Here is a 19,279-nt window from a genome sequence, read left to right as displayed (position 1 = left end):
CTCGCCTTCAAGCATCTTTTCAATACCACGTTTCTGAATCTGTTTTAGAAAATCATTGAGCTCTTCGCCCGATGTAAACTGCTTCAGAAAATCATTACTTAATAAATCTTCTTTCTTCATGACTGTAGAAAAGTTTAAAATTAAACAAAAAAATATCGGGGGTTGCAACCCTCGATATTTTTATTTACACAGTTTATGAGATAGTGCTCATATTTTATTGTTTTTATAAAACTTCTCCTAACTCTTTTAACTTCTCAGTATTCTCAGCAAGTTTTAATTCTTCAATTATTTTATGAAGATCACCATTAATTACATTTTGTAAATCATATAACGTTAAACCAATTCTATGTTCTGTTACACGACCTTGAGGATAGTTATATGTTCTAATTTTTGCAGATCTGTCTCCAGAACTAACCATACTTTTACGTTTTGCTGCATCGGCTTCTTGTTTTTTGGCTAACTCTAATTCATACAACCTTGACCGCAAAACTTGCATTGCCTTATCTTTATTTTTATGTTGAGATTTTTGATCTTGACACTGAGCAACTAATCCGGTAGGAATATGCGTTAAACGAACTGCTGAGTATGTTGTGTTTACAGATTGTCCTCCAGGTCCTGATGAACAGAAATAGTCAATTCTTACATCTTTCATATCAATCTGAACATCAAACTCTTCTGCTTCAGGTAATACCATTACAGTAGCGGCTGAAGTGTGCACACGACCTTGAGTTTCGGTTTGTGGAACACGTTGAACACGATGTACACCGGCTTCAAACTTTAAATCTCCATAAACATCTTCACCTTCAACACTAAAAATAATTTCTTTAAATCCCCCAGAAGTTCCTTCACTTAAATCAACAACACTCGTTTTCCATCCTTTATCAGCACAAAATTTTGTATACATTCTATATAAATCTCCTGCAAAAATACTAGCTTCGTCACCTCCTGTACCGGCTCTAATTTCAACCATCACATTTTTAGCATCTTCCGGATCTTTAGGAATTAACATAAACTTTATTTCCTCTTCCAACTGTGGTAAACGATTTGTTGCATCTTCCAATTCTATTTTTGCCATTTCGGTCATCTCCTCATCACTTCCATCGGCAATTATTTCTTTGGCTTCTTCAATATTATTCAACAACATTTCGTATTCGTCAGCAACTTTCATTACTGCTCCCAAATCTTTATACTCTTTATTTATTTGGATATAACGTTTTTGGTCTGAAATAATATCCGGCTGGATAATTAAATCAGAAACCTCATCATAACGTTGTTTTACTATTCTTAATTTATCTAACATTTATCTCTTTTAATTGGATTGCAAATTTACAAATTTTAAACGGATTTATTATATATAAACAAATTCTCCAAATTCGCTTTTAATTGTAAGTTTTTTTGATTCAGAAGCTTCTACCCTACCTATAATTTGTGCATCTACATTAAAACTTTTAGAAATATTGATAATTTCATCAGCTATTTTTGGAGGCACATATAACTCCATTCTGTGTCCACAATTAAAAACCTGATACATCTCTTTCCAGTCTGTTTTACTTTGTTCTTGTATTAATTTAAATAATGGTGGAACTTGGAACATATTATCTTTTATAATATGTAAATTATCAATAAAATGTAGAATTTTAGTTTGTGCACCTCCACTACAATGAACCATTCCGTGAATTTCCTTTGAAGTATATTTTTCTAAAATATTTTTAATAATTGGCGCATAGGTTCTTGTTGGTGATAAAACTAATTTACCAGCATTGATAGGAGAATTTTTAACAGTATCGGTTAATTTTATATTTCCTGAATACACTAATTCATTAGGTACCGCTGCATCAAAACTTTCAGGATATTTTTTTGCTAAATAGTTGTGAAACACGTCGTGACGCGCAGAGGTTAATCCGTTAGAGCCCATACCTCCATTATATGCTGTTTCATAAGATGCTTGTCCAAAGGAAGCCAAACCAACAATCACATCTCCGTCTTTTATATTTGCATTGTCTATTACGTTTTTACGCTTCATACGAGCTGTAACCGTAGAATCTACAATAATAGTTCTAACCAAATCTCCAACATCAGCTGTTTCTCCTCCTGTTGAATGAATTTTTACTCCAAAAGTTTTTAAATCTGCTATCAACTCTTCTGTTCCATTGATTATTGCCGAAATAACTTCTCCGGGAATTACATTTTTATTTCTTCCTATTGTTGATGACAACAAAATATTGTCTGTTGCACCAACACACAACAAATCATCAATATTCATTATAAGAGCATCTTGAGCAATACCTTTCCAAACAGAAATATCTCCTGTTTCTTTCCAATACATATAAGCCAAAGAAGATTTTGTTCCGGCTCCATCAGCGTGCATTATCAAACAATAGTCATCATCATTTGTTAAATAATCAGGAACTATTTTGCAAAATGCTTTTGGAAAAAGCCCTTTATCTACATTTTTAATAGCATTGTGTACATCTTCTTTTGATGCCGAAACTCCACGCATATTGTATCGTTTACTTACCTCAGAACTCATAGTGTATTTTGAATAGTTTGTTTTTGCAAAAGTAGTTTTTTTTAACTTCAATTCTATATTTTTAATATTTTACTGTAATTTTAAGTGAATTTAATTTTTCTAAAATGGATGCTTTTATATTAAATTTTTCTGAAAATATATTTAATAAGTTGAAATCTATTTGGGAAAATAGTATTACAAATAAAATTGTTAGCATATCATTAGTTGTAATTTTTGTAGCTTCAATTATTGTAAGTTATTTAGATAGAAGTAATTTAATTTCAATGGGATCTTGGGATGAATATTTTTCGAATCCTTTTTTTGCAATTGAAATATCTTTTACGCTTTTATTAATTATAGAATTACTATCGTTAATTTTTGTTTTACCTAAATCGGTTTCAAAATCTGTAGGGAAACAATTAGAATTATTATCATTAATTTTTATTAGAGCCGCTTTTAAAGAATTTAGTCATATTACCGATTTTTCTTGGGATTTAAATTCTGCTCCTATAATAAATATGCTTTTTTATGCTTTTGGTGCTTTAACAATTTTTGTTTTGATGGGATTTTCTTATAAATTACAATTACATACTCCCTTAACAAATATTGAAGATGATAACAAAAAGTTCATTCAATCAAAAAAATTATTAGCGCTATTTTTATTTATTGCATTTATAATAATTGGAATTTATGATTTAGAAGAGTTAATCTCTACAGGAAATTACTTACATTCTTTCCATACTTTTTATACTATATTAATTTTTAGTGACATCACTATTGTACTTATTGCTTTACGTTATACCTTAAACTACTATAAAATATTTAGATATTCTGCCTTTGTAGTGGCAACAATTTTTATTAGGATTGCTTTATCAACAAAACCTTACTATGATGTTATAATGGGTATTATTTCAGCAGTATTTGTACTTTTTTTAACTCTAACTTATAATTATTTTTTAAAGAATATTCCTAAAAATAAATTAGAGCAATAAAAAATTATTACTCTAATTTACAATCATTATATTTTATAAATATCTTATTCCCAGTCGGGCATTACAGCGCTTGTAAACAGTAAAGTTCTATCATTATTATCCCCTACTCCCATTTTATAAATTGATTTAGTAGATATACCATCATTTGATGTATTTACAAAAATAACATCTGCTTCATTTGGTGAAAACCTTGGATCTAAATCATTTGTTCCATCATCTTTCCCTGTTGATATATCTGTAACAGACGCTGCTGCAAAATCATAAACAAAAATATGAGTATCTAATTGTCTATTATTTGAATTCTGATATTCGGAGATATCATAGGTATATAATAATAGTTTATTGTTAATAGAAATATTGAGTCCACCAGCAGCACCATTTATACCTGATAAAACTGTATCTATTATATTTCCTGAAATATCTATAGTAAATATGGAAACATTATAACCTGTAATATCGTTTGTTTTAAGCGCAATTAAACTTTCATCATTACTCCAATCGCATTCAGTAATAAAACTTCCATCAGATGTCTGATAAATTTTTCTAAGTCCGCTACCATCTTTATTGATCAAATATAGTTTATCATAATGTGAATATATTAGTCTATCTCCATTTGAAGCCCAAGCATAATCAATTTCATTTAAATTATATCCTGTAACAGATACCGCTGACGTAACCTGAGAAGCATTTGAACCATCTTGATTCATCGTAAATAAATGAGTTTCATTATTTGCTGTTCTTAAAAAGGCTATCAAATTAGATGCTTGGTTTTTTCTAGGTCTCCAACTATTTTGATCTTCGGTTGTTAATTGTATTTCATTTTCTTGGGTATCATCATCCTCATTATATCCTGAAGAATAAATTATATTGTTATTATTATCAGCTTTTTTAACATAAAAATATCTGTTTTCAGGATTAACTTTAGTTTTAAAAGTACTAACTGTACTTAATACTTCCGGATTGATATCATCATTAGCTGCAACTTGCCAAAAATATTTGGTTCCATATCTTAAATCAGATACTACATATGTAGTGTCTGTTAAATCTTGAACCTCAATAATTTCGTTATTGTAATCGTTTTTTATTTCTATTCTATATGTAATTGGATCTTCTTCAGGGTCAGTCGATTCCCATATTAACTCTACAGAAATTTCTTGCTCCTCAATTCCATCGGTTGGTGTAACTAAATTAGGAGTAGTAGGAGGTCTATTTAAAGCTGTTTCAATCTCCATCTCAAAAATTACATTTATTTCTAAATTTGCAGTTACTGTTGCTGCTTCGAAAGTAGTTAGATAACCTTCTTTTGTAGCGCTGACTGAATACTCACCTTCTTCAACATTTTCCATAATAAAATAACCGTCTGCATCTGAGAATACAGTATTGTTCGAAGGGCTCAGAGATACTTTTGCATTTGCAATTGGTTCGAAACTTTTTGCCATTACAACTCTACCTGTAACAGTTCCTAAACCTACATAATCGACAGTATCTTCACCGCAACTTATAATTAAACTAAAAGCGACTATAATTAATATTTTAAATGTTTTTTTCATTTTTATTTTTTTAATTATTCGAACATTACTGACTTTACTCTCTTATAAGGTTTCCCAAAATAAAAATTTAGTCCAACCCCTACTCTCCAAAAATAATCATCTCTTTTCCCATTTTCAAAACCATCTAATTTATCACTAACTAATAAATTTTGTTCACCAAAAATTTTAATTCCAACATTATTTACCGGTAAATATTCAAGTCCTAAACCATATTGAAATTTAAAAAATGGATTTTTTATATCTAAGTCTGATACTGTTCCTAAACCGCCGTAAATAAAAGGGGACAAATCATCATAAGGTAACATATCATATTCTAAATTTATATCAAAAGACATAAAATCTTCTTTAAATACTCTTTCATTTTCCAATTGAAAATATCCTAATCCAACATTTAAATTTAAAGTTGGTTGATTAAAATAAAATTTATACGCAGCACTACTACTTATTTTTCCATTAGGATCAGAATAATCTCCAGCTATAAAAGCAGAACCTCCAGAAATACTAATTGCTGTTTTTCCTCTTCTATCTTCTAATTTTCTATCCAGTAAAACTGTTGATTCAGCCTCCTCATTTTCCTTTTCATATCTTTCTTTTATAGCATCAACTACAGGCTGTCCACCTTGAGGTTTCCATAAACCATCAATTATGCCTTCAACAATTAATGTTTCAACTGCCTTATCTATAGCTTCTTTAACAGCTAATTGTGTTGGTTCATTTCTTGTAACTCCTGTTTCAACTTCAAGCAATCGTTTTAAAGATACATATCTAAATAAGTTTGCTGAAATACCTTGTGAAAGAATTGTTTTTGAAGTATAAACTGTTTTAAGTATTTGTCCGTTAGAAGTAGAAACAGCTCTTAGATATATAGTAATTCTATCCTCTCTATATTCTACAGAACCACCTGCTCCAAAATACCTAGCTCCAGAGCCTCCTGTAATAATATTTGAATCGTAAGAAACAACTCCTCCTTCTAAAAGAACACCTGCAAATAATAAAGGCGGTATTGAGGTTACCTGATCACTATCATTATTTTTTGTGTACTCTTGCCTTGTAGATCTAATTATTTGTCTTTCATTTAATAAATTACTAACATTTTCCCTTTCTATTGGTGTAAACCACTTAGAATCTTCAAGGGATTTTAATAATATTGAGGTACCTCCTTGAGTTATTGCAGTACTCCAACTTGTACCATTTTCCACTAATTTATACTGCCCGGTTTGATCTCTAAATTTATAAACACCAACAATTGTAGGTGTTATTGGTAATACACCTTTCAGAATTTCGTTATTACTACTGGTATTTTCACCTAACCTTGCTCTACTAATTTTTAATGGTTGATTAAAATATGCTCCACAACTTGAAAATAATAAAAATAAAAAGAGGGAAAGTAATACACCAACATTTATCTTATTCATAGAATATTTAGTTATTTGGGATTATAATTTGAGTTTGATCGCCTGTTTCTGTATCTAATACATTAATAGACAGACCTCCAGTTGTAGGTGTAATATCAACAACTAAACTCCCAAAAACATAGGTTCCAACTGTTAATGCATCATCTCCAAACTCTTGTTGAAATAAGTCTTGTGATAACGAATTTAACAATTGTCTATTTAATGTTTCTGTAAATTGCTCTAATTCAGTCTTTTCCTCATAACCTACATCTGTTTCTTCTTTAAATTTATTTTGTGCTTCTGCTGAACTCAGTAACCAATTATAATTATACGTATTATTACCTCCAAAAGCTGGGTTAATAGGCTTATAAACTAGTTGTTGAGCTTTTAAAAAAAAGGGAAAACTAAACAATATTATAAATGAGAGTAATTTTACTTTTTTCATACCACAATATATTAAAAAGTTTTAAATTTTTGTGTTTTTATATAATAATTTTCTTTGTATAGAATAATTATTAATGTAGTATAATGCCTGATTTGCAGCCTCTAAGATATATTCATCATCAGGTTTAGTCATAAATTCAAACAATATTCTATCATCTACATCTATGGATACCTTACTTCCTCTACCAATACTTGGTTTTTCAGTAATATTAATAATGAATGGGTATTTTAATCCTGATGTAGTATATTTTTGATATAAATAATCGTAAAAATCTTTGCCTAATTTAGTTTTTACATCTTCTATAATTAAACCTTTAATTTCAATTTCACTTTCTGCAATATATTTTTTTTCAACAGTTCTCTCTGCCGAATAAATTATTGTGGAATCTTTAGAGATTAATGAATCGTCCTTTCTTATAAATAAATAAACCTTACATTCTTCTCCTTTTTGAATATTAATTTTTAAAGTAGATAATTCTTTTTCTTCATTTGGTTGTAATGAAAACTCTCCCGACTGACTATTTCGTGAATAATTTCCTTTACTTCCCTTTTTAATTGAAAATAGCAAATATGTGTAACCTTCTTTATAAGTTACTTCCATATTTTGTGCCACAGCTTTAATATCAATTAAATTATCAACTGTTCTACTTACTATTTTAGCTTTAATATCATCTTCTTGAGAAAAACATAAACTCCCTTTTATTATTAAAAAGAAAAACAATATTATGTTTAATATTTGTTTCACAAAAATTAATAATTAGTTATAGTAATTGTTTTAAAATCAGATTTTTGAATAATTTTCATATTATCTATAAGTGAATTTTCACCTAAAACTTGTATGTAATTATTATTACCTATTTGTTGAACTTCAAAATTTAAATCGCTTCTACCATAATAAGTAAGAAATTCATAATTATTATAATTACCAACCTGCCCTATATCTTGATTAATTGAATTGGATTTAACATTTATATAATTATAATTACCAAATTGTACTATGTTTAAATCTGCTTTATTTGCTATATTGTAGTTAATTGGTTCCTGATTTTGATTAAGCGATTTAGATTCTGTTCCTAATAGTTGCTCAGAATTATTAATATTTTGAAAATATTTATTAATTATATACGTATTTTCATCAGTTTGTTGAGCATTAATTTTGAAAGATAATACACAAAAAACTAAAAAAATTATAAGCAATATGTTTCTATTATTTTTCATCTTATCTCAAATTTAAGAAAAAAGAGGGATATATAATCCCCCTTTTATCATCTGTTTTAAAGAACTTATATTTTTTCTTATTGAGGAGTATAACTAGATTGTCCTCCAAATTGAGCAACAAATGCCATATTACCATTTCCTGTTTGAGTAATAATACTAGTATTTGCTCCTCCTAATTGAGTTGTTAATGCCAAGTTGTAAGCTCCTGTTTGTGTAGTACTTGCTACATTTTGCCAACCTGCTTGTAAAGTTCCACTTACGTTACCCCAACCATCTTGCATTGTAGAAGCTTCATTTTCATAACCTAATTGTAAAGTTCCTGCTAAGTTAAAACCTCCCATTTGTTTTGTAGAAGCTTCATTACTTTCACCTAATTGTGCAGTAACACTCATATTACTAAAACCATATTGTTTTGTATAAGCTTCATTACTTTCACCTAGTTGTGCAGTAACACTCATATTACCAGCACCATATTGTTTAGTTTTAGCAGTATTATCATCACCATATTGTAAAGTAGATGCTAAATTAAACATTCCTTTTTGTTTGGTTTTTGAGAAATTATCATCACCTTCTTGGTAAGTAAATGCTGTATTAAACATTCCTTTTTGGCTGGTAAATTGCATGTTATCATCACCTAATTGGTTAACAACGCTAAAGTTACCAAAACCTTTTTGTGTACTCCATGAGAAATTACCATCTCCTACTTGGTTTTCGTAAGATTTATTTCCTACTCCTTTTTGCCAAACAGCAGCATAGTTACCGTCACCCTCTTGAATTTGAGTAGCTAAATTAAACCAACCATCTTGAGTTGCAAAAGCAGTATTCATTTCACCAAATTGATATTGAGAAGCCCAGTTTCCTAAACCTACTTGGAAAATAGATGCAAAACTTCCAATAGCATGATCTGTACCTGTTGCTTGTTCTTGTTCAGCATAGTTTCCAAAACCAAATTGTGAAATAAAAGCTGTGTTATTATCCCAACGTTGTAATTGATCCGCTGTGTTATAACCACCAACTTGTAAAACTGCAGCAAAGTTATATTCTGCTTTACCTGCATCACCTAATTGTTGGTTTGAAATATTTCCAAATCCTAATTGAGTAGCCAATGCTACATTTTCATCACCTTGTTGGTCTATAACTGATTCGTTATCATATCCAACCTGTGTAATACCTGCATAATTGGAATCTGCACCGTAACCGTTTAATACACCATCTTGAGTAATAGTAGCGCTATTTAAATCGCCCACTTGTAATACAACACCCATGTTGTCGTTTCCTGTTGAAGTAACAGCACTTGTGTTCTGAGCAAAGATTAATGAAGAACCCATTAAAAATGCTGCCAAATAAAAAATTTGTTTTTTCATAATAATAAAAAATTTAAACATTAGTAAATAAAAATAAATTAGTAAATCTCACAAATTTATAGGGGATTTGAACTTCTTTAAACGATATAACTATACCATAAAAAGTTCTATAAACTTATAATTTGGGGCAAAACAATAATTGGGGTTTAAACAGTGGGGTAATGTTTGTTAATTTATGGGGATATTAAAATTATAATTTACAATATGTATTTTACAATTTTTTCTCACGACTAATGTACATACATAATTGTGTTTTTCAAATTTTTTTTCACTAAAATATATGAATAGTACATTTTATACAGTAAATAGCATAAAATTTGAAAAAAAAAGCTTATTTTGGGTTATTATCGGGTAAATAATAATTCTCTGTATTTTGTTAATGGCCAAATTTCATCATCAACCATTAATTCCAATTTATCACAGTGATATCTAATTTCATCAAAGAAAGGTTTTACTTTAAAACAATAGGCTTCAGCTTTAGCAACAGCATTTTCAATTTTATTAGCTTCTTTACGTGCAGCTATCATTTCATCAATTTTTGAATGAATTGCCTCTATATGTTCAGAAATTTTTTCGATCAACAAAATTTGTTCGCTGGCGTATTTTTCGAAATTGTTGTCAAATATTTCTTTTAATCCTGAAACATTTTCAATTAACATATTTTGATAACGAACTGCTGTTGGTACAACATGATTACCTGCTATATCTCCTAAAACCCTAGATTCTATTTGAATACGCATAGTATATTCTTCAATTTCAATTTCATAACGAGCTTCAATTTCTACTCTACTCATCACATCCATTTCTTCAAATAATTCTATTGCTTTTTTAGAAATTCTGGCTTTTAATGCTTTTGGAGTAGTTTTATTATTGCTTAATCCTCTCTTTTTAGCTTCTTTTTCCCATTCTTCACTATAACCATTTCCTTCAAATAAAATATTTTTTAAAGATTTGATATATTCTCTCAATACATTAAATATAGCTTCGTCTTTTTTCAGTCCTTTCTCATCAATTAAAGCATCTACTTCTAATTTAAAATCTTTTAACTGTTTTGCTACAATTGAGTTTAAAACAGTCATTGGATTAGCACAGTTTGCACTTGAACCAACAGCTCTAAACTCAAATTTATTACCTGTAAAAGCAAAAGGAGATGTTCTATTTCTATCAGTATTGTCTAACAATACATCAGGTATTTTACCAACTACATTTAATTTTAATTCTGTTTTTTCTTCTGGAGATAATTTACCTTTAGTAACACCTTCCAGTTCATCTAAAACTTTAGAAAGTTGCTCTCCAATAAAAACAGAAATTATGGCAGGAGGTGCTTCATTGGCTCCTAATCTATGATCGTTACTTGCAGATGCAATAGCTGCTCGCAATAATTCTTCATAATTATATACTGCTTTAATAGTATTAATAAAAAAAGTTAAAAATTGTAAATTACTCATTGGTGTTTTGCCCGGACCTAATAGATTAATACCCGTATCAGTTGAAAGTGACCAGTTATTATGTTTACCAGAACCGTTAACTCCAGCAAATGGCTTTTCGTGTAATAAAATTTTAAAATTATGACGAGAAGCAACTTTACCCATTATATCCATTAATAATGAGTTATGGTCTACAGCTAAATTACATTCTTCAAAAATAGGTGCTAATTCAAATTGATTTGGAGCAACTTCATTATGACGTGTTTTTACAGGAATTCCTAACAACATCGATTCCGTTTCTAAATCTCTCATAAAATTGAGGGCTCTACTTGGAATTGATCCAAAATAATGATCATCTAATTGTTGGCCTTTTGCCGGTGAATGTCCTAATAATGTTCTGCCAGTTAAAGTAATGTCCGGTCTACTTCCTGCTAATGCTTTATCAACTAAAAAATATTCTTGCTCCCAACCTAAAGATGAAGTTACCTTTTTTACGTTTTTGTCGAAATATTTACAAACTTCAGTTGCAGCTTTATCAACTGCGTGAAGCGCTTTTAATAACGGTGTTTTATTATCTAAAGCTTCACCGGTATACGCAACAAATATGGTTGGAATACATAAAGTTGTTCCATAAATAAATGCAGGTGAAGTAGGATCCCAAGCTGTATAACCACGCGCTTCAAAAGTATTTCTAATACCTCCGCTAGGAAAACTGGAAGCATCGGGTTCTTGTTGTGCCAATTGATCTCCATCAAATCTTTCAATAGCCAAACCTCCTCCAATAGTTTCAAAAAATGCATCGTGTTTTTCTGCAGTTGCACCCGTTAAAGGCTGAAACCAATGAGTATAATGTGTTACTCCTTTTGATAAAGCCCACTCTTTCATTGCTGAAGAAACTTGATTAGCAATTTTACGGTCAATTTTTTTACCATGTTCAATAGCACTCATAACACCTTTCAATGCTTCTTTAGTTAAATATTGGCGCATTGTACTTTCATTAAATACATTTTTACCAAAAATTTCTGAACGCTTATTTGTTTCTTTTACATCTATTGGATTTCTACTTTGAGCCAATTCAATGGCTTTAAATCTTAGCTGTCCCATTTACTTTATAGCTTAAAAATTGAAGTAACTAAGATACATAATTTTTTAAATTATTTTTTTAATGTATTATATTTTAATTTTTTATTATTTTTTTAAAAATATTTCATTTAACCCTAAAAAAAATAGGGTATCAATAAAAATATTAAATCTATATTTAAAAAATACCCTTAAATTTTAGAGGTTAAAATCTTTTAAATTATATTTGCGATTAATTTTTTACGATATTTATAACTAAACACTATTATATTATGAGCAAATCTAAACTTGAATACATTTGGCTTGACGGTTACCAACCTACTGCAAACCTTAGAAGTAAAACAAAAATTGAAACTGATTTTACTGGCAAGTTAGAAGATTGTCCTTTGTGGGCTTTTGATGGAAGTTCAACTAGACAAGCCGAAGGCGGTTCTTCTGACTGTTTATTACAACCTGTAGCTTTATATCCGGATCCGGCAAGAAAAGATGGTTTTTTAGTAATGTGTGAAGTTTTAAATGCAGATAGCACACCACATGTAACTAATGGGAGAGCTACTATTGATGATGATGACGATGATTTTTGGTTTGGATTTGAACAAGAATACTTTTTATGGGATCCGGAAACAAATTTACCTTTAGGTTTTCCAAGAGATCAAACACCTCAAGGTCAATTTTATTGCTCGGTAGGAGCAAAAAATTCTTTTGGAAGAGAAATGGTAGAAAGACATATTGATTTATGTATTGAAGCAGGTATTAATATAGAAGGTATTAATGCCGAAGTTGCTGCCGGACAATGGGAATTCCAAATTTTTTCAAAAGGAGCAAAAGAAGCCGGAGATCAAATTTGGGTAGCACGTTATTTATTGGAAAGATTAGGTGAAGAGTATGGTTTGGCTGTTAATTGGCATCCAAAGCCATTAGGTGATACTGATTGGAATGGTTCTGGTATGCACGCAAACTTTTCTAACGAAGTATTAAGAACTTGCGGTGATAAAGCTATATACGAAAAAATATGTGAAGCATTCCGTCCTGTTGTAAACGAACATATAGCAGTTTACGGTGCTTATAACGATCTACGTTTAACAGGTAAACATGAAACTGCTGCTATCACAGACTTTAGTTTTGGTGTTTCAGACAGAGGAGCTTCAATACGTATCCCTATTATGACTGTTGAAAGAGGATGGAAAGGTTGGCTAGAAGACAGAAGACCAGCTTCAAACGGAGATCCATACAAAATTGCTGCCAGAATAATTAAAACAGTAAAATCAGCAGTATAAGATTTTTTAATTAACTAATTCAAATAAAAAAAGCCCTGAAATATTTCAGGGCTTTTTTATAGTTATAATTTAAGTTATCATTTGAAAAATAAATACTCCGTACAACAAAATAAGTATTAAACCTTCTTTCCATGTTAATTTCATTTTAACAGGTATGAAAACCAGTGGAAATATTAAAATTGCAAAACAAAGCATCCAGTAAATATCACTTGTTAATAAGCCTTGATCTGTTACTGTTATTGGTGTAATAATTGATGTAATTCCTAAAACGGCCAAAATATTAAAAATATTCGATCCTATTAAATTTCCTAATGAAATTGCTTTTTCTTTTTTCAATACTGCAATTACAGAAGCCGCTAACTCAGGTATACTTGTACCAATTGACACAATGGTAATACCTATAACTCTCTCACTAATATTAAAGGTTTTTGCCATTCCAACAGCCCCATCAATTAATAGTTCTGATCCTCCCCATAATCCAACTCCACCAATAATTAAAAACAAAACATCTTTATACAATGGTAAATCCTCTTCTTCAAAAGATTCATCAACAACTGCCGGTTTTTGAAATTTTAATAAGTAGATAAGAAAGATGATTAATGATGAAAATAGTATAATACCTTCATATTGCTGCAACTCACCATCAAAAGCAATAAAACCATATAATAATAACGAAGATATCATCATCACAGGCCAATCTGTTTTATAAAAGCTTTTTTCAACACTAATAGTTGAAAGTAAAATTGTAATAGCAAGTACTAAGCCTAAATTAGCAATATTTGAGCCTATAACATTTCCTAAAGCAATATCTGCATGGCCTTCTAAGGCCGATTTTATACTTACTATTAGTTCAGGAGCCGAAGTAGCAAAAGAAACAATGGTCATCCCAATAACAATTTTTGGAATATTTAAGCGTAATGAAAAGCCTACTGCCGATTTTAACAACCAATTCCCTCCTAAAATCAACAATACCAATCCAAGTACTATAAAAAGTAAATTCATAAAAAAATATTTTTGCAAATATAATAGAATTAAACAGGCTTTTAAGTTCTACTCAAAATTAAGAAAACCTAATTTTTTGTTAAATAACTAATTTTATAGTTGTACAACTAATTTTATAGTTTATATTTGTTTAAAAATTTATAAGAAATGGACAAACTTACAAGTAAAGAAGAAGAAATAATGCACGTTTTATGGAAATTGAAAAAAGCTTTTGTAAAAGAAGTAATTGCTGAACTTCCAGACCCTAAACCGCACTACAACACTGTTTCAACAGTAATTAGAAAAATGGAAGATAAAGGTTTTATAAATCATGATGCTTTTGGAAATACTCACAGATACTTTCCAACAATTTCAAAAGAAGAATACCGAAAAAAATATTTTTCGAATGCTATTCATAATTATTTTGAAAATTCATATAAAAATGTGGTTTCATTTTTTGCTAATGAAGAAAAAATTAGTGCTGATGAACTTCGGGAAATCATTAAAATTATAGAAAATAAAAAAAATAATTAGTATGGATTATTTACTTAAAGCAAGTGGATTGGTAATAATTCTGTTTTTATTTTATTACATCTTCTTAAAAAATGAAACATTTTTTAAATCTATTCGCAGTTATTTTTTAATTGGATTAGTAATTGTGGTTTCCATACCTTTAATAGAAATACCAATTTATATAGAAAATGTTGCCACACAACTAAGTGCTATTAACTTAGATGAAATAAATTCAAATCAATTAAATGAAGTAAATTCTTTTGATTGGATTCAAATTTTATCATTTATATATATAATTGGTGTTGTTATTTTTAGCATCAAATTTTTAATCCAGTTTATTTCATTAGGTTATTTAATTTCAAAATATAAATTAACTAAACAAGGTGAATTTTATTATGTGGAAACCTCTAAAAACATTTCGCCTTTTTCATTTTTTAACATTATCGTTTACAACAAATCTCAATTTACTGCAGAAGAATTAGAACAAATATTAAACCATGAAAAAATTCATGTACTACAATGGCATTCATTAGATACCATTTTAGCACACTTATTAGTAATCACTTTATGGTTCAATCCTTTTGTATGGCTTTATAAAAAGGCAGTTCAGCAAAATTTAGAATTCTTAGCGGATGCGGATGCTCTAAAACTAACGAAAAATCAAAAATTATATCAATTTACTTTATTAAAAACCTGCAATACCAATTATTGTACAGAAATAACAAATAATTTTTACAATTCATTAATCAAAAAACGTATCGTTATGTTACACAAAAAACAATCAAAAAACATAAGTCAATGGAAATACGCTTTGTTAGTACCATTATTAGCTACTTTTGCCTTTACTTTTAATACCAAAGTAATTGCTCAAGAAAAAGAGGCTTGGGAAATTAAAGTTGGAAATGCTGAGTATGTAATTTTAATAGATAAAAATTCTACTAATGAGTTTTTATCTAACGAAAAAGTAAATTTAAAAAAAGAATTTAATCTTGATTTTACATACAAAGGAATTAAACGAAATTCAAAAAATGAAATTATAGCTATTAAAATAGATGTTAAAGGAAAAGACTTAAAAGCTTCTTATAATACTTCTGGTAAAAAGCCAATAAACCCAATAATTATATCATACAATCCTAGTGAAAATTCCATAAAAATTGGAAATTTAAATGATGATACCGATCAATATTCATATATAACAGAACAAAATGAACTAAATAACAATGTTACAGCTAAAGATATTGAAATTATTGAAGTTGGAAATCATAAAGTGAAAGTACTTCACGAAAATAATGAGATTAATATGAATGAAAATAATACAATAGGAATCGTCAAAAAAGATGGAAAAAACTTGTATTTAATTAAAAACAAAGACGAAAAAACAACGAAATTTGACGATGCTTTATACATACTTGATGGTAAAGAAATTTCAAAAGAAAATATTGATAAATTACAACCTAATAGCATAGAAAAAATTGAAGTTTTAAAAGGAGATAACGCTACTGAAAAGTATGGCGAAAAAGGTAAAAATGGAGTTATAATAATTACCACTAAAAAAGAATAGTTCTTTTCAATCTTAAATTTTAAAATCCTACATTTTGTAGGATTTTTTTTATTTGTACTTTTACCTAATGAAAAAACAATTTTTTAAACTAATAGCCCAAATAAATAAAATTATACTTCCTAATTTTACAAAAAAAGGGCTAGATATGGCAAAAGCTAAAAAATGGCAATTGGCAATTATTGGCTGGAAATATTTTGTAACAAAAAATTGTTTGTAAATAATTAAAAAGTGCTATATTTGCACCCGCTAAAAGGCCTCGTAGCTTAACTGAATAGAGCACTTGATTACGGCTCAAGAGGTTGGAGGTTTGAATCCTCCCGAGGTCACAACAAAAAAAGAGTTACAAATTTGTAACTCTTTTTTTGTACATTTTATTTTCTATAAAATTAAAACTGAGTTTTCTTCAGCTCCAATTCCATTACTAACATATTTATCTGCCTCACCATCATTTTCCCATTTTTCACCATCAATTAAATATTTAAATTGATATTCGGCATGTACAGGTAAATCCATCACAACTTTGAAAGTACCATTTTTATATTTTTTCATTTCAATGGCATTTTTAGCATCCCAATCATTAAACTCACCCAAAACTTGTACTTTTTGAGCATTAAACACCTCTTCTTTACTCAAAGAAAAAGTTACTTTACAAATCTGTTTACTTTTTAAGTATTGTTTTTTTAAACTCATGGCGAACTTTTTAACTTTTGTAATAAAAATATATAAATCAATCTATTTCACAAGCAATTATCCTCATTTATAAACTTTCTTAATAAGTGTAATTACTAAAATAAAATACATTTAAAAATCTATATCAATATAACTATATTTATTAACATTTTTTTCTTTTTTTATCAAAAAAATAAACTTTAAAAATTGATTTTAAACAACTTAAAAAAGATATTCCTTTTAAATTCTAACTTAATTAAGTAATTTTATAATAAGTAATATTTTATATTTTATTAAAATCATACCTAAGAAATTCAACTACTATGCAAAAAAAATTTACAGTAAAAGTTGATGAATCTTTTAAATACAATTTTAAAAGTTCTGATTTAAATAATTTAGACCTCCTAAAAATATCCAATTCCAAATTTCACTTAATTAAAAATAATAAGTCGTATAAAATTGAACTTTTAAAATCTGACTTTTATAAAAGAGTTTATACTCTAAAAATAAATAGTAAAATCTACAACATTAATATTGCCAACCAATTAGACTCCTTAATTAACGAAATGGGATTTTCTATAGGTATTTCTAAAAAATCAGGTGATATTAAAGCACCAATGCCGGGTTTAATATTAAATATAAATGTTAAAGAGGGCCAAAAAGTTAAAGAAGGTGATACATTATTAGTTTTAGAAGCTATGAAAATGGAAAATGCTATAAGTGCTCAAGTTGATGGAGTTGTTAAATCTATAGAAGTAAAAAAAGGCTGTTCTGTTGAAAAGGGAGAATTAATGATTCAAATGGATTAAATCACAGTCGTTATTCAAACAATTATTAAATAAATTTGTATGAAAAAAATACTTATTGCAAACAGAGGCGAAATTGCCATTAGAGTAATGAAAACAGCTCACAAAATGGGAATTAAAACAGTTGCAGTTTATTCTGAAATTGACAGAAATGCTCCTCATGTTAGATTTGCCGATGAATCTGTTTGCATTGGTGAAGCTCCATCAAACAAATCGTACCTTTTAGGAGACAAAATTATTAAAGAAGCTAAAAGACTGAGTGTTGACGGCATCCATCCCGGTTACGGATTTTTGAGTGAAAACGCCGAATTTGCCGAAAAAGTTGAAAATAACGGACTCATTTTTATTGGTCCCAAATCCAATTCAATAAGAATTATGGGAAGTAAATTAGCAGCCAAAGAAGCTGTTAAAAAATACAATATCCCAATGGTTCCGGGAATTGATAAAGCTGTAACAAACGTTAAAGAGGCATCCAAAATTGCAAAAGAAATTGGTTTTCCTATATTAATTAAAGCATCGGCTGGTGGTGGTGGTAAAGGTATGCGCATAGTTGAAAATGAAAAAGATGTTGAAAAACAAATGGCACGTGCTATTAGCGAAGCAACTTCAGCTTTTGGTGATGGTTCTGTGTTTATTGAAAAATACATTACCTCTCCCCGCCATATTGAAATTCAAATTTTAGCAGATACTCACGGTAATACCTTTCATATTTTTGAAAGAGAATGTAGTATTCAACGGCGTCATCAAAAAGTAATTGAAGAAGCTCCCTCATCAATTTTAACATCAAAATTAAGAGCAAAAATGGGAGAGGCAGCTATTAAAGTAGCAAAATCGTGCAATTATATTGGTGCAGGAACTGTAGAATTTTTAGTTGATGAAAAACTAAACTTCTACTTTTTAGAAATGAATACCCGTTTGCAAGTTGAACATCCTGTAACAGAACTTATTTCTAATTTAGATTTGGTTGAAGAACAAATTAATATAGCAAGAGGCAAAGAAATTTCATTCAAACAAGAAGACTTAAAGATAAATGGACACGCTCTCGAATTACGTGTTTATGCTGAGGATCCAATGAATGATTTTTTACCAAGTGTTGGACATTTAAACACTTATAAATTACCCGTTGGTAAAGGAATTAGAGTTGATAATGGTTTTGAAGAAGATATGGACATTCCTATTTATTACGATCCAATGCTTTCAAAATTAATTACTTACGGAAAAACTCGTGAAGAGGCCATTCAATTAATGAAAGAAGCTATAGATAATTATATTGTTGAAGGTGTAAAAACAACATTACCTTTTGGAAAATTTGTGTGTGAACACGAAGCTTTTGCTTCAGGAAAATTTAATACTCACTTTGTTAAAAATTACTATACTCCTGAAAAATTAAAGGCTGAAATTGAAGAAGAATCTAGAATTGCTGCCCTAATTGGACTCAAAATTTATTTGGAAGACCAAAAAAAGTTAAGGATACCTAATTACTAAATCCTATTA

18 protein-coding genes, 1 tRNA gene and 1 pseudogene are annotated in these 19,279 nt (G+C 29.0%); 8 read left to right on the top strand and 12 right to left on the bottom strand.

Annotation, left to right across the window (positions count from 1 at the left end; translation table 11 throughout):
- The 3 genes and pseudogenes from HGB55_RS15505 to HGB55_RS07820 form a co-directional block, all read right to left on the bottom strand.
- Nucleotides 1-120 (bottom strand): annotated as a pseudogene (locus HGB55_RS15505) (IS256 family transposase); the annotation flags it as partial.
- Between the two features lie 103 nt (nucleotides 121-223).
- Nucleotides 224-1,300, bottom strand: coding sequence for a peptide chain release factor 1 (prfA, locus tag HGB55_RS07825; RefSeq protein ID WP_168816302.1), 1,077 nt, complete (start codon nucleotides 1,298-1,300; stop codon nucleotides 224-226).
- 48 nt (nucleotides 1,301-1,348) lie between these two features.
- Nucleotides 1,349-2,530 carry an AIR synthase related protein gene (locus tag HGB55_RS07820; RefSeq protein WP_168816314.1) on the bottom strand — a complete coding sequence of 394 codons (1,182 nt, stop codon included), beginning with the start codon at nucleotides 2,528-2,530 and terminating at the stop codon, nucleotides 1,349-1,351.
- 104 nt (nucleotides 2,531-2,634) lie between these two features.
- Here HGB55_RS07820 and HGB55_RS07815 point away from each other — a divergent pair, with 104 nt between their 5' ends.
- Nucleotides 2,635-3,501: a hypothetical protein gene (locus tag HGB55_RS07815; RefSeq protein WP_168816300.1), complete on the top strand. Its 867-nt coding sequence runs from the start codon at nucleotides 2,635-2,637 to the stop codon at nucleotides 3,499-3,501.
- Nucleotides 3,502-3,545: 44 nt separating this feature from the next.
- Here the strand turns inward: HGB55_RS07815 and HGB55_RS07810 are convergent, their stop codons facing one another.
- The 7 genes from HGB55_RS07810 to HGB55_RS07780 all read right to left on the bottom strand — a co-directional run bounded on the left by HGB55_RS07810 (nucleotide 3,546) and on the right by HGB55_RS07780 (nucleotide 12,002).
- Nucleotides 3,546-5,051, bottom strand: coding sequence for a carboxypeptidase regulatory-like domain-containing protein (locus HGB55_RS07810; RefSeq protein WP_211047370.1), 1,506 nt, complete (start codon nucleotides 5,049-5,051; stop codon nucleotides 3,546-3,548).
- A 14-nt stretch (nucleotides 5,052-5,065) separates the two neighbouring features.
- A complete protein-coding gene (locus HGB55_RS07805) occupies nucleotides 5,066-6,466 on the bottom strand; it encodes a CsgG/HfaB family protein (RefSeq protein WP_168816298.1) in 1,401 nt (466 codons plus the stop codon).
- 7 nt (nucleotides 6,467-6,473) lie between these two features.
- On the bottom strand, nucleotides 6,474-6,890 hold the full coding sequence (locus HGB55_RS07800; protein ID WP_168816296.1) for a curli production assembly/transport component CsgF: 417 nt from the start codon (nucleotides 6,888-6,890) through the stop codon (nucleotides 6,474-6,476).
- 21 nt (nucleotides 6,891-6,911) lie between these two features.
- Nucleotides 6,912-7,634, bottom strand: coding sequence for a curli-like amyloid fiber formation chaperone CsgH (gene csgH / locus HGB55_RS07795; RefSeq protein WP_168816294.1), 723 nt, complete (start codon nucleotides 7,632-7,634; stop codon nucleotides 6,912-6,914).
- Between the two features lie 5 nt (nucleotides 7,635-7,639).
- Entirely contained in the window at nucleotides 7,640-8,107 is a 468-nt protein-coding gene (locus HGB55_RS07790; RefSeq protein ID WP_168816292.1) for a hypothetical protein, read from the bottom strand.
- 77 nt (nucleotides 8,108-8,184) lie between these two features.
- Nucleotides 8,185-9,471, bottom strand: a complete 1,287-nt coding sequence (locus HGB55_RS07785; protein WP_168816291.1) for a hypothetical protein — start codon at nucleotides 9,469-9,471, stop codon at nucleotides 8,185-8,187.
- A gap of 344 nt (nucleotides 9,472-9,815) precedes the next feature.
- On the bottom strand, nucleotides 9,816-12,002 hold the full coding sequence (locus HGB55_RS07780) for a glutamine synthetase III (RefSeq protein WP_168816289.1): 2,187 nt from the start codon (nucleotides 12,000-12,002) through the stop codon (nucleotides 9,816-9,818).
- A 248-nt stretch (nucleotides 12,003-12,250) separates the two neighbouring features.
- On the opposite strand from HGB55_RS07780, the gene HGB55_RS07775 reads away from it, so the two are divergent.
- On the top strand, nucleotides 12,251-13,255 hold the full coding sequence (locus tag HGB55_RS07775; RefSeq protein ID WP_168816287.1) for a glutamine synthetase beta-grasp domain-containing protein: 1,005 nt from the start codon (nucleotides 12,251-12,253) through the stop codon (nucleotides 13,253-13,255).
- Between the two features lie 69 nt (nucleotides 13,256-13,324).
- Here HGB55_RS07775 and HGB55_RS07770 read toward each other — a convergent pair whose 3' ends face one another.
- The gene (locus tag HGB55_RS07770) at nucleotides 13,325-14,257 is read right to left on the bottom strand and encodes a calcium/sodium antiporter (RefSeq protein WP_168816285.1); all 933 of its coding nucleotides are present in this window, start codon (nucleotides 14,255-14,257) and stop codon (nucleotides 13,325-13,327) included.
- A 147-nt stretch (nucleotides 14,258-14,404) separates the two neighbouring features.
- On the opposite strand from HGB55_RS07770, the gene HGB55_RS07765 reads away from it, so the two are divergent.
- The 4 genes from HGB55_RS07765 (at nucleotide 14,405) to HGB55_RS07750 (ending at nucleotide 16,636) form a co-directional block, all read left to right on the top strand.
- Complete coding sequence (locus tag HGB55_RS07765; RefSeq protein WP_168816282.1) at nucleotides 14,405-14,770, top strand: BlaI/MecI/CopY family transcriptional regulator; 366 nt, start codon at nucleotides 14,405-14,407, stop codon at nucleotides 14,768-14,770.
- Between the two features lies 1 nt (nucleotide 14,771).
- Nucleotides 14,772-16,310: a M56 family metallopeptidase gene (locus HGB55_RS07760; RefSeq protein WP_168816280.1), complete on the top strand. Its 1,539-nt coding sequence runs from the start codon at nucleotides 14,772-14,774 to the stop codon at nucleotides 16,308-16,310.
- A 67-nt stretch (nucleotides 16,311-16,377) separates the two neighbouring features.
- Nucleotides 16,378-16,527, top strand: coding sequence for an SsrA-binding protein (locus tag HGB55_RS07755; RefSeq protein WP_168816279.1), 150 nt, complete (start codon nucleotides 16,378-16,380; stop codon nucleotides 16,525-16,527).
- 35 nt (nucleotides 16,528-16,562) lie between these two features.
- Nucleotides 16,563-16,636 (top strand) — tRNA-Arg (locus HGB55_RS07750).
- Nucleotides 16,637-16,688: 52 nt separating this feature from the next.
- Here HGB55_RS07750 and HGB55_RS07745 read toward each other — a convergent pair.
- Complete coding sequence (locus HGB55_RS07745; RefSeq protein ID WP_168816277.1) at nucleotides 16,689-17,000, bottom strand: isoamylase early set domain-containing protein; 312 nt, start codon at nucleotides 16,998-17,000, stop codon at nucleotides 16,689-16,691.
- A gap of 302 nt (nucleotides 17,001-17,302) precedes the next feature.
- Between HGB55_RS07745 and HGB55_RS07740 the strand changes: the two genes are divergently transcribed.
- Complete coding sequence (locus tag HGB55_RS07740) at nucleotides 17,303-17,788, top strand: acetyl-CoA carboxylase biotin carboxyl carrier protein subunit (protein ID WP_168816275.1); 486 nt, start codon at nucleotides 17,303-17,305, stop codon at nucleotides 17,786-17,788.
- 39 nt (nucleotides 17,789-17,827) lie between these two features.
- Nucleotides 17,828-19,270, top strand: coding sequence for an acetyl-CoA carboxylase biotin carboxylase subunit (gene accC, locus HGB55_RS07735; RefSeq protein ID WP_168816273.1), 1,443 nt, complete (start codon nucleotides 17,828-17,830; stop codon nucleotides 19,268-19,270).
- Nucleotides 19,271-19,279: the final 9 nt, after the last annotated feature.

It is taken from the genome of Lutibacter sp. B1 (assembly GCF_012524075.1).
Lineage (GTDB): Bacteria > Bacteroidota > Bacteroidia > Flavobacteriales > Flavobacteriaceae > Lutibacter.
Note: the sequence above shows the minus strand (reverse complement) of the source record. Positions and strands in the feature narration are given on the sequence as shown.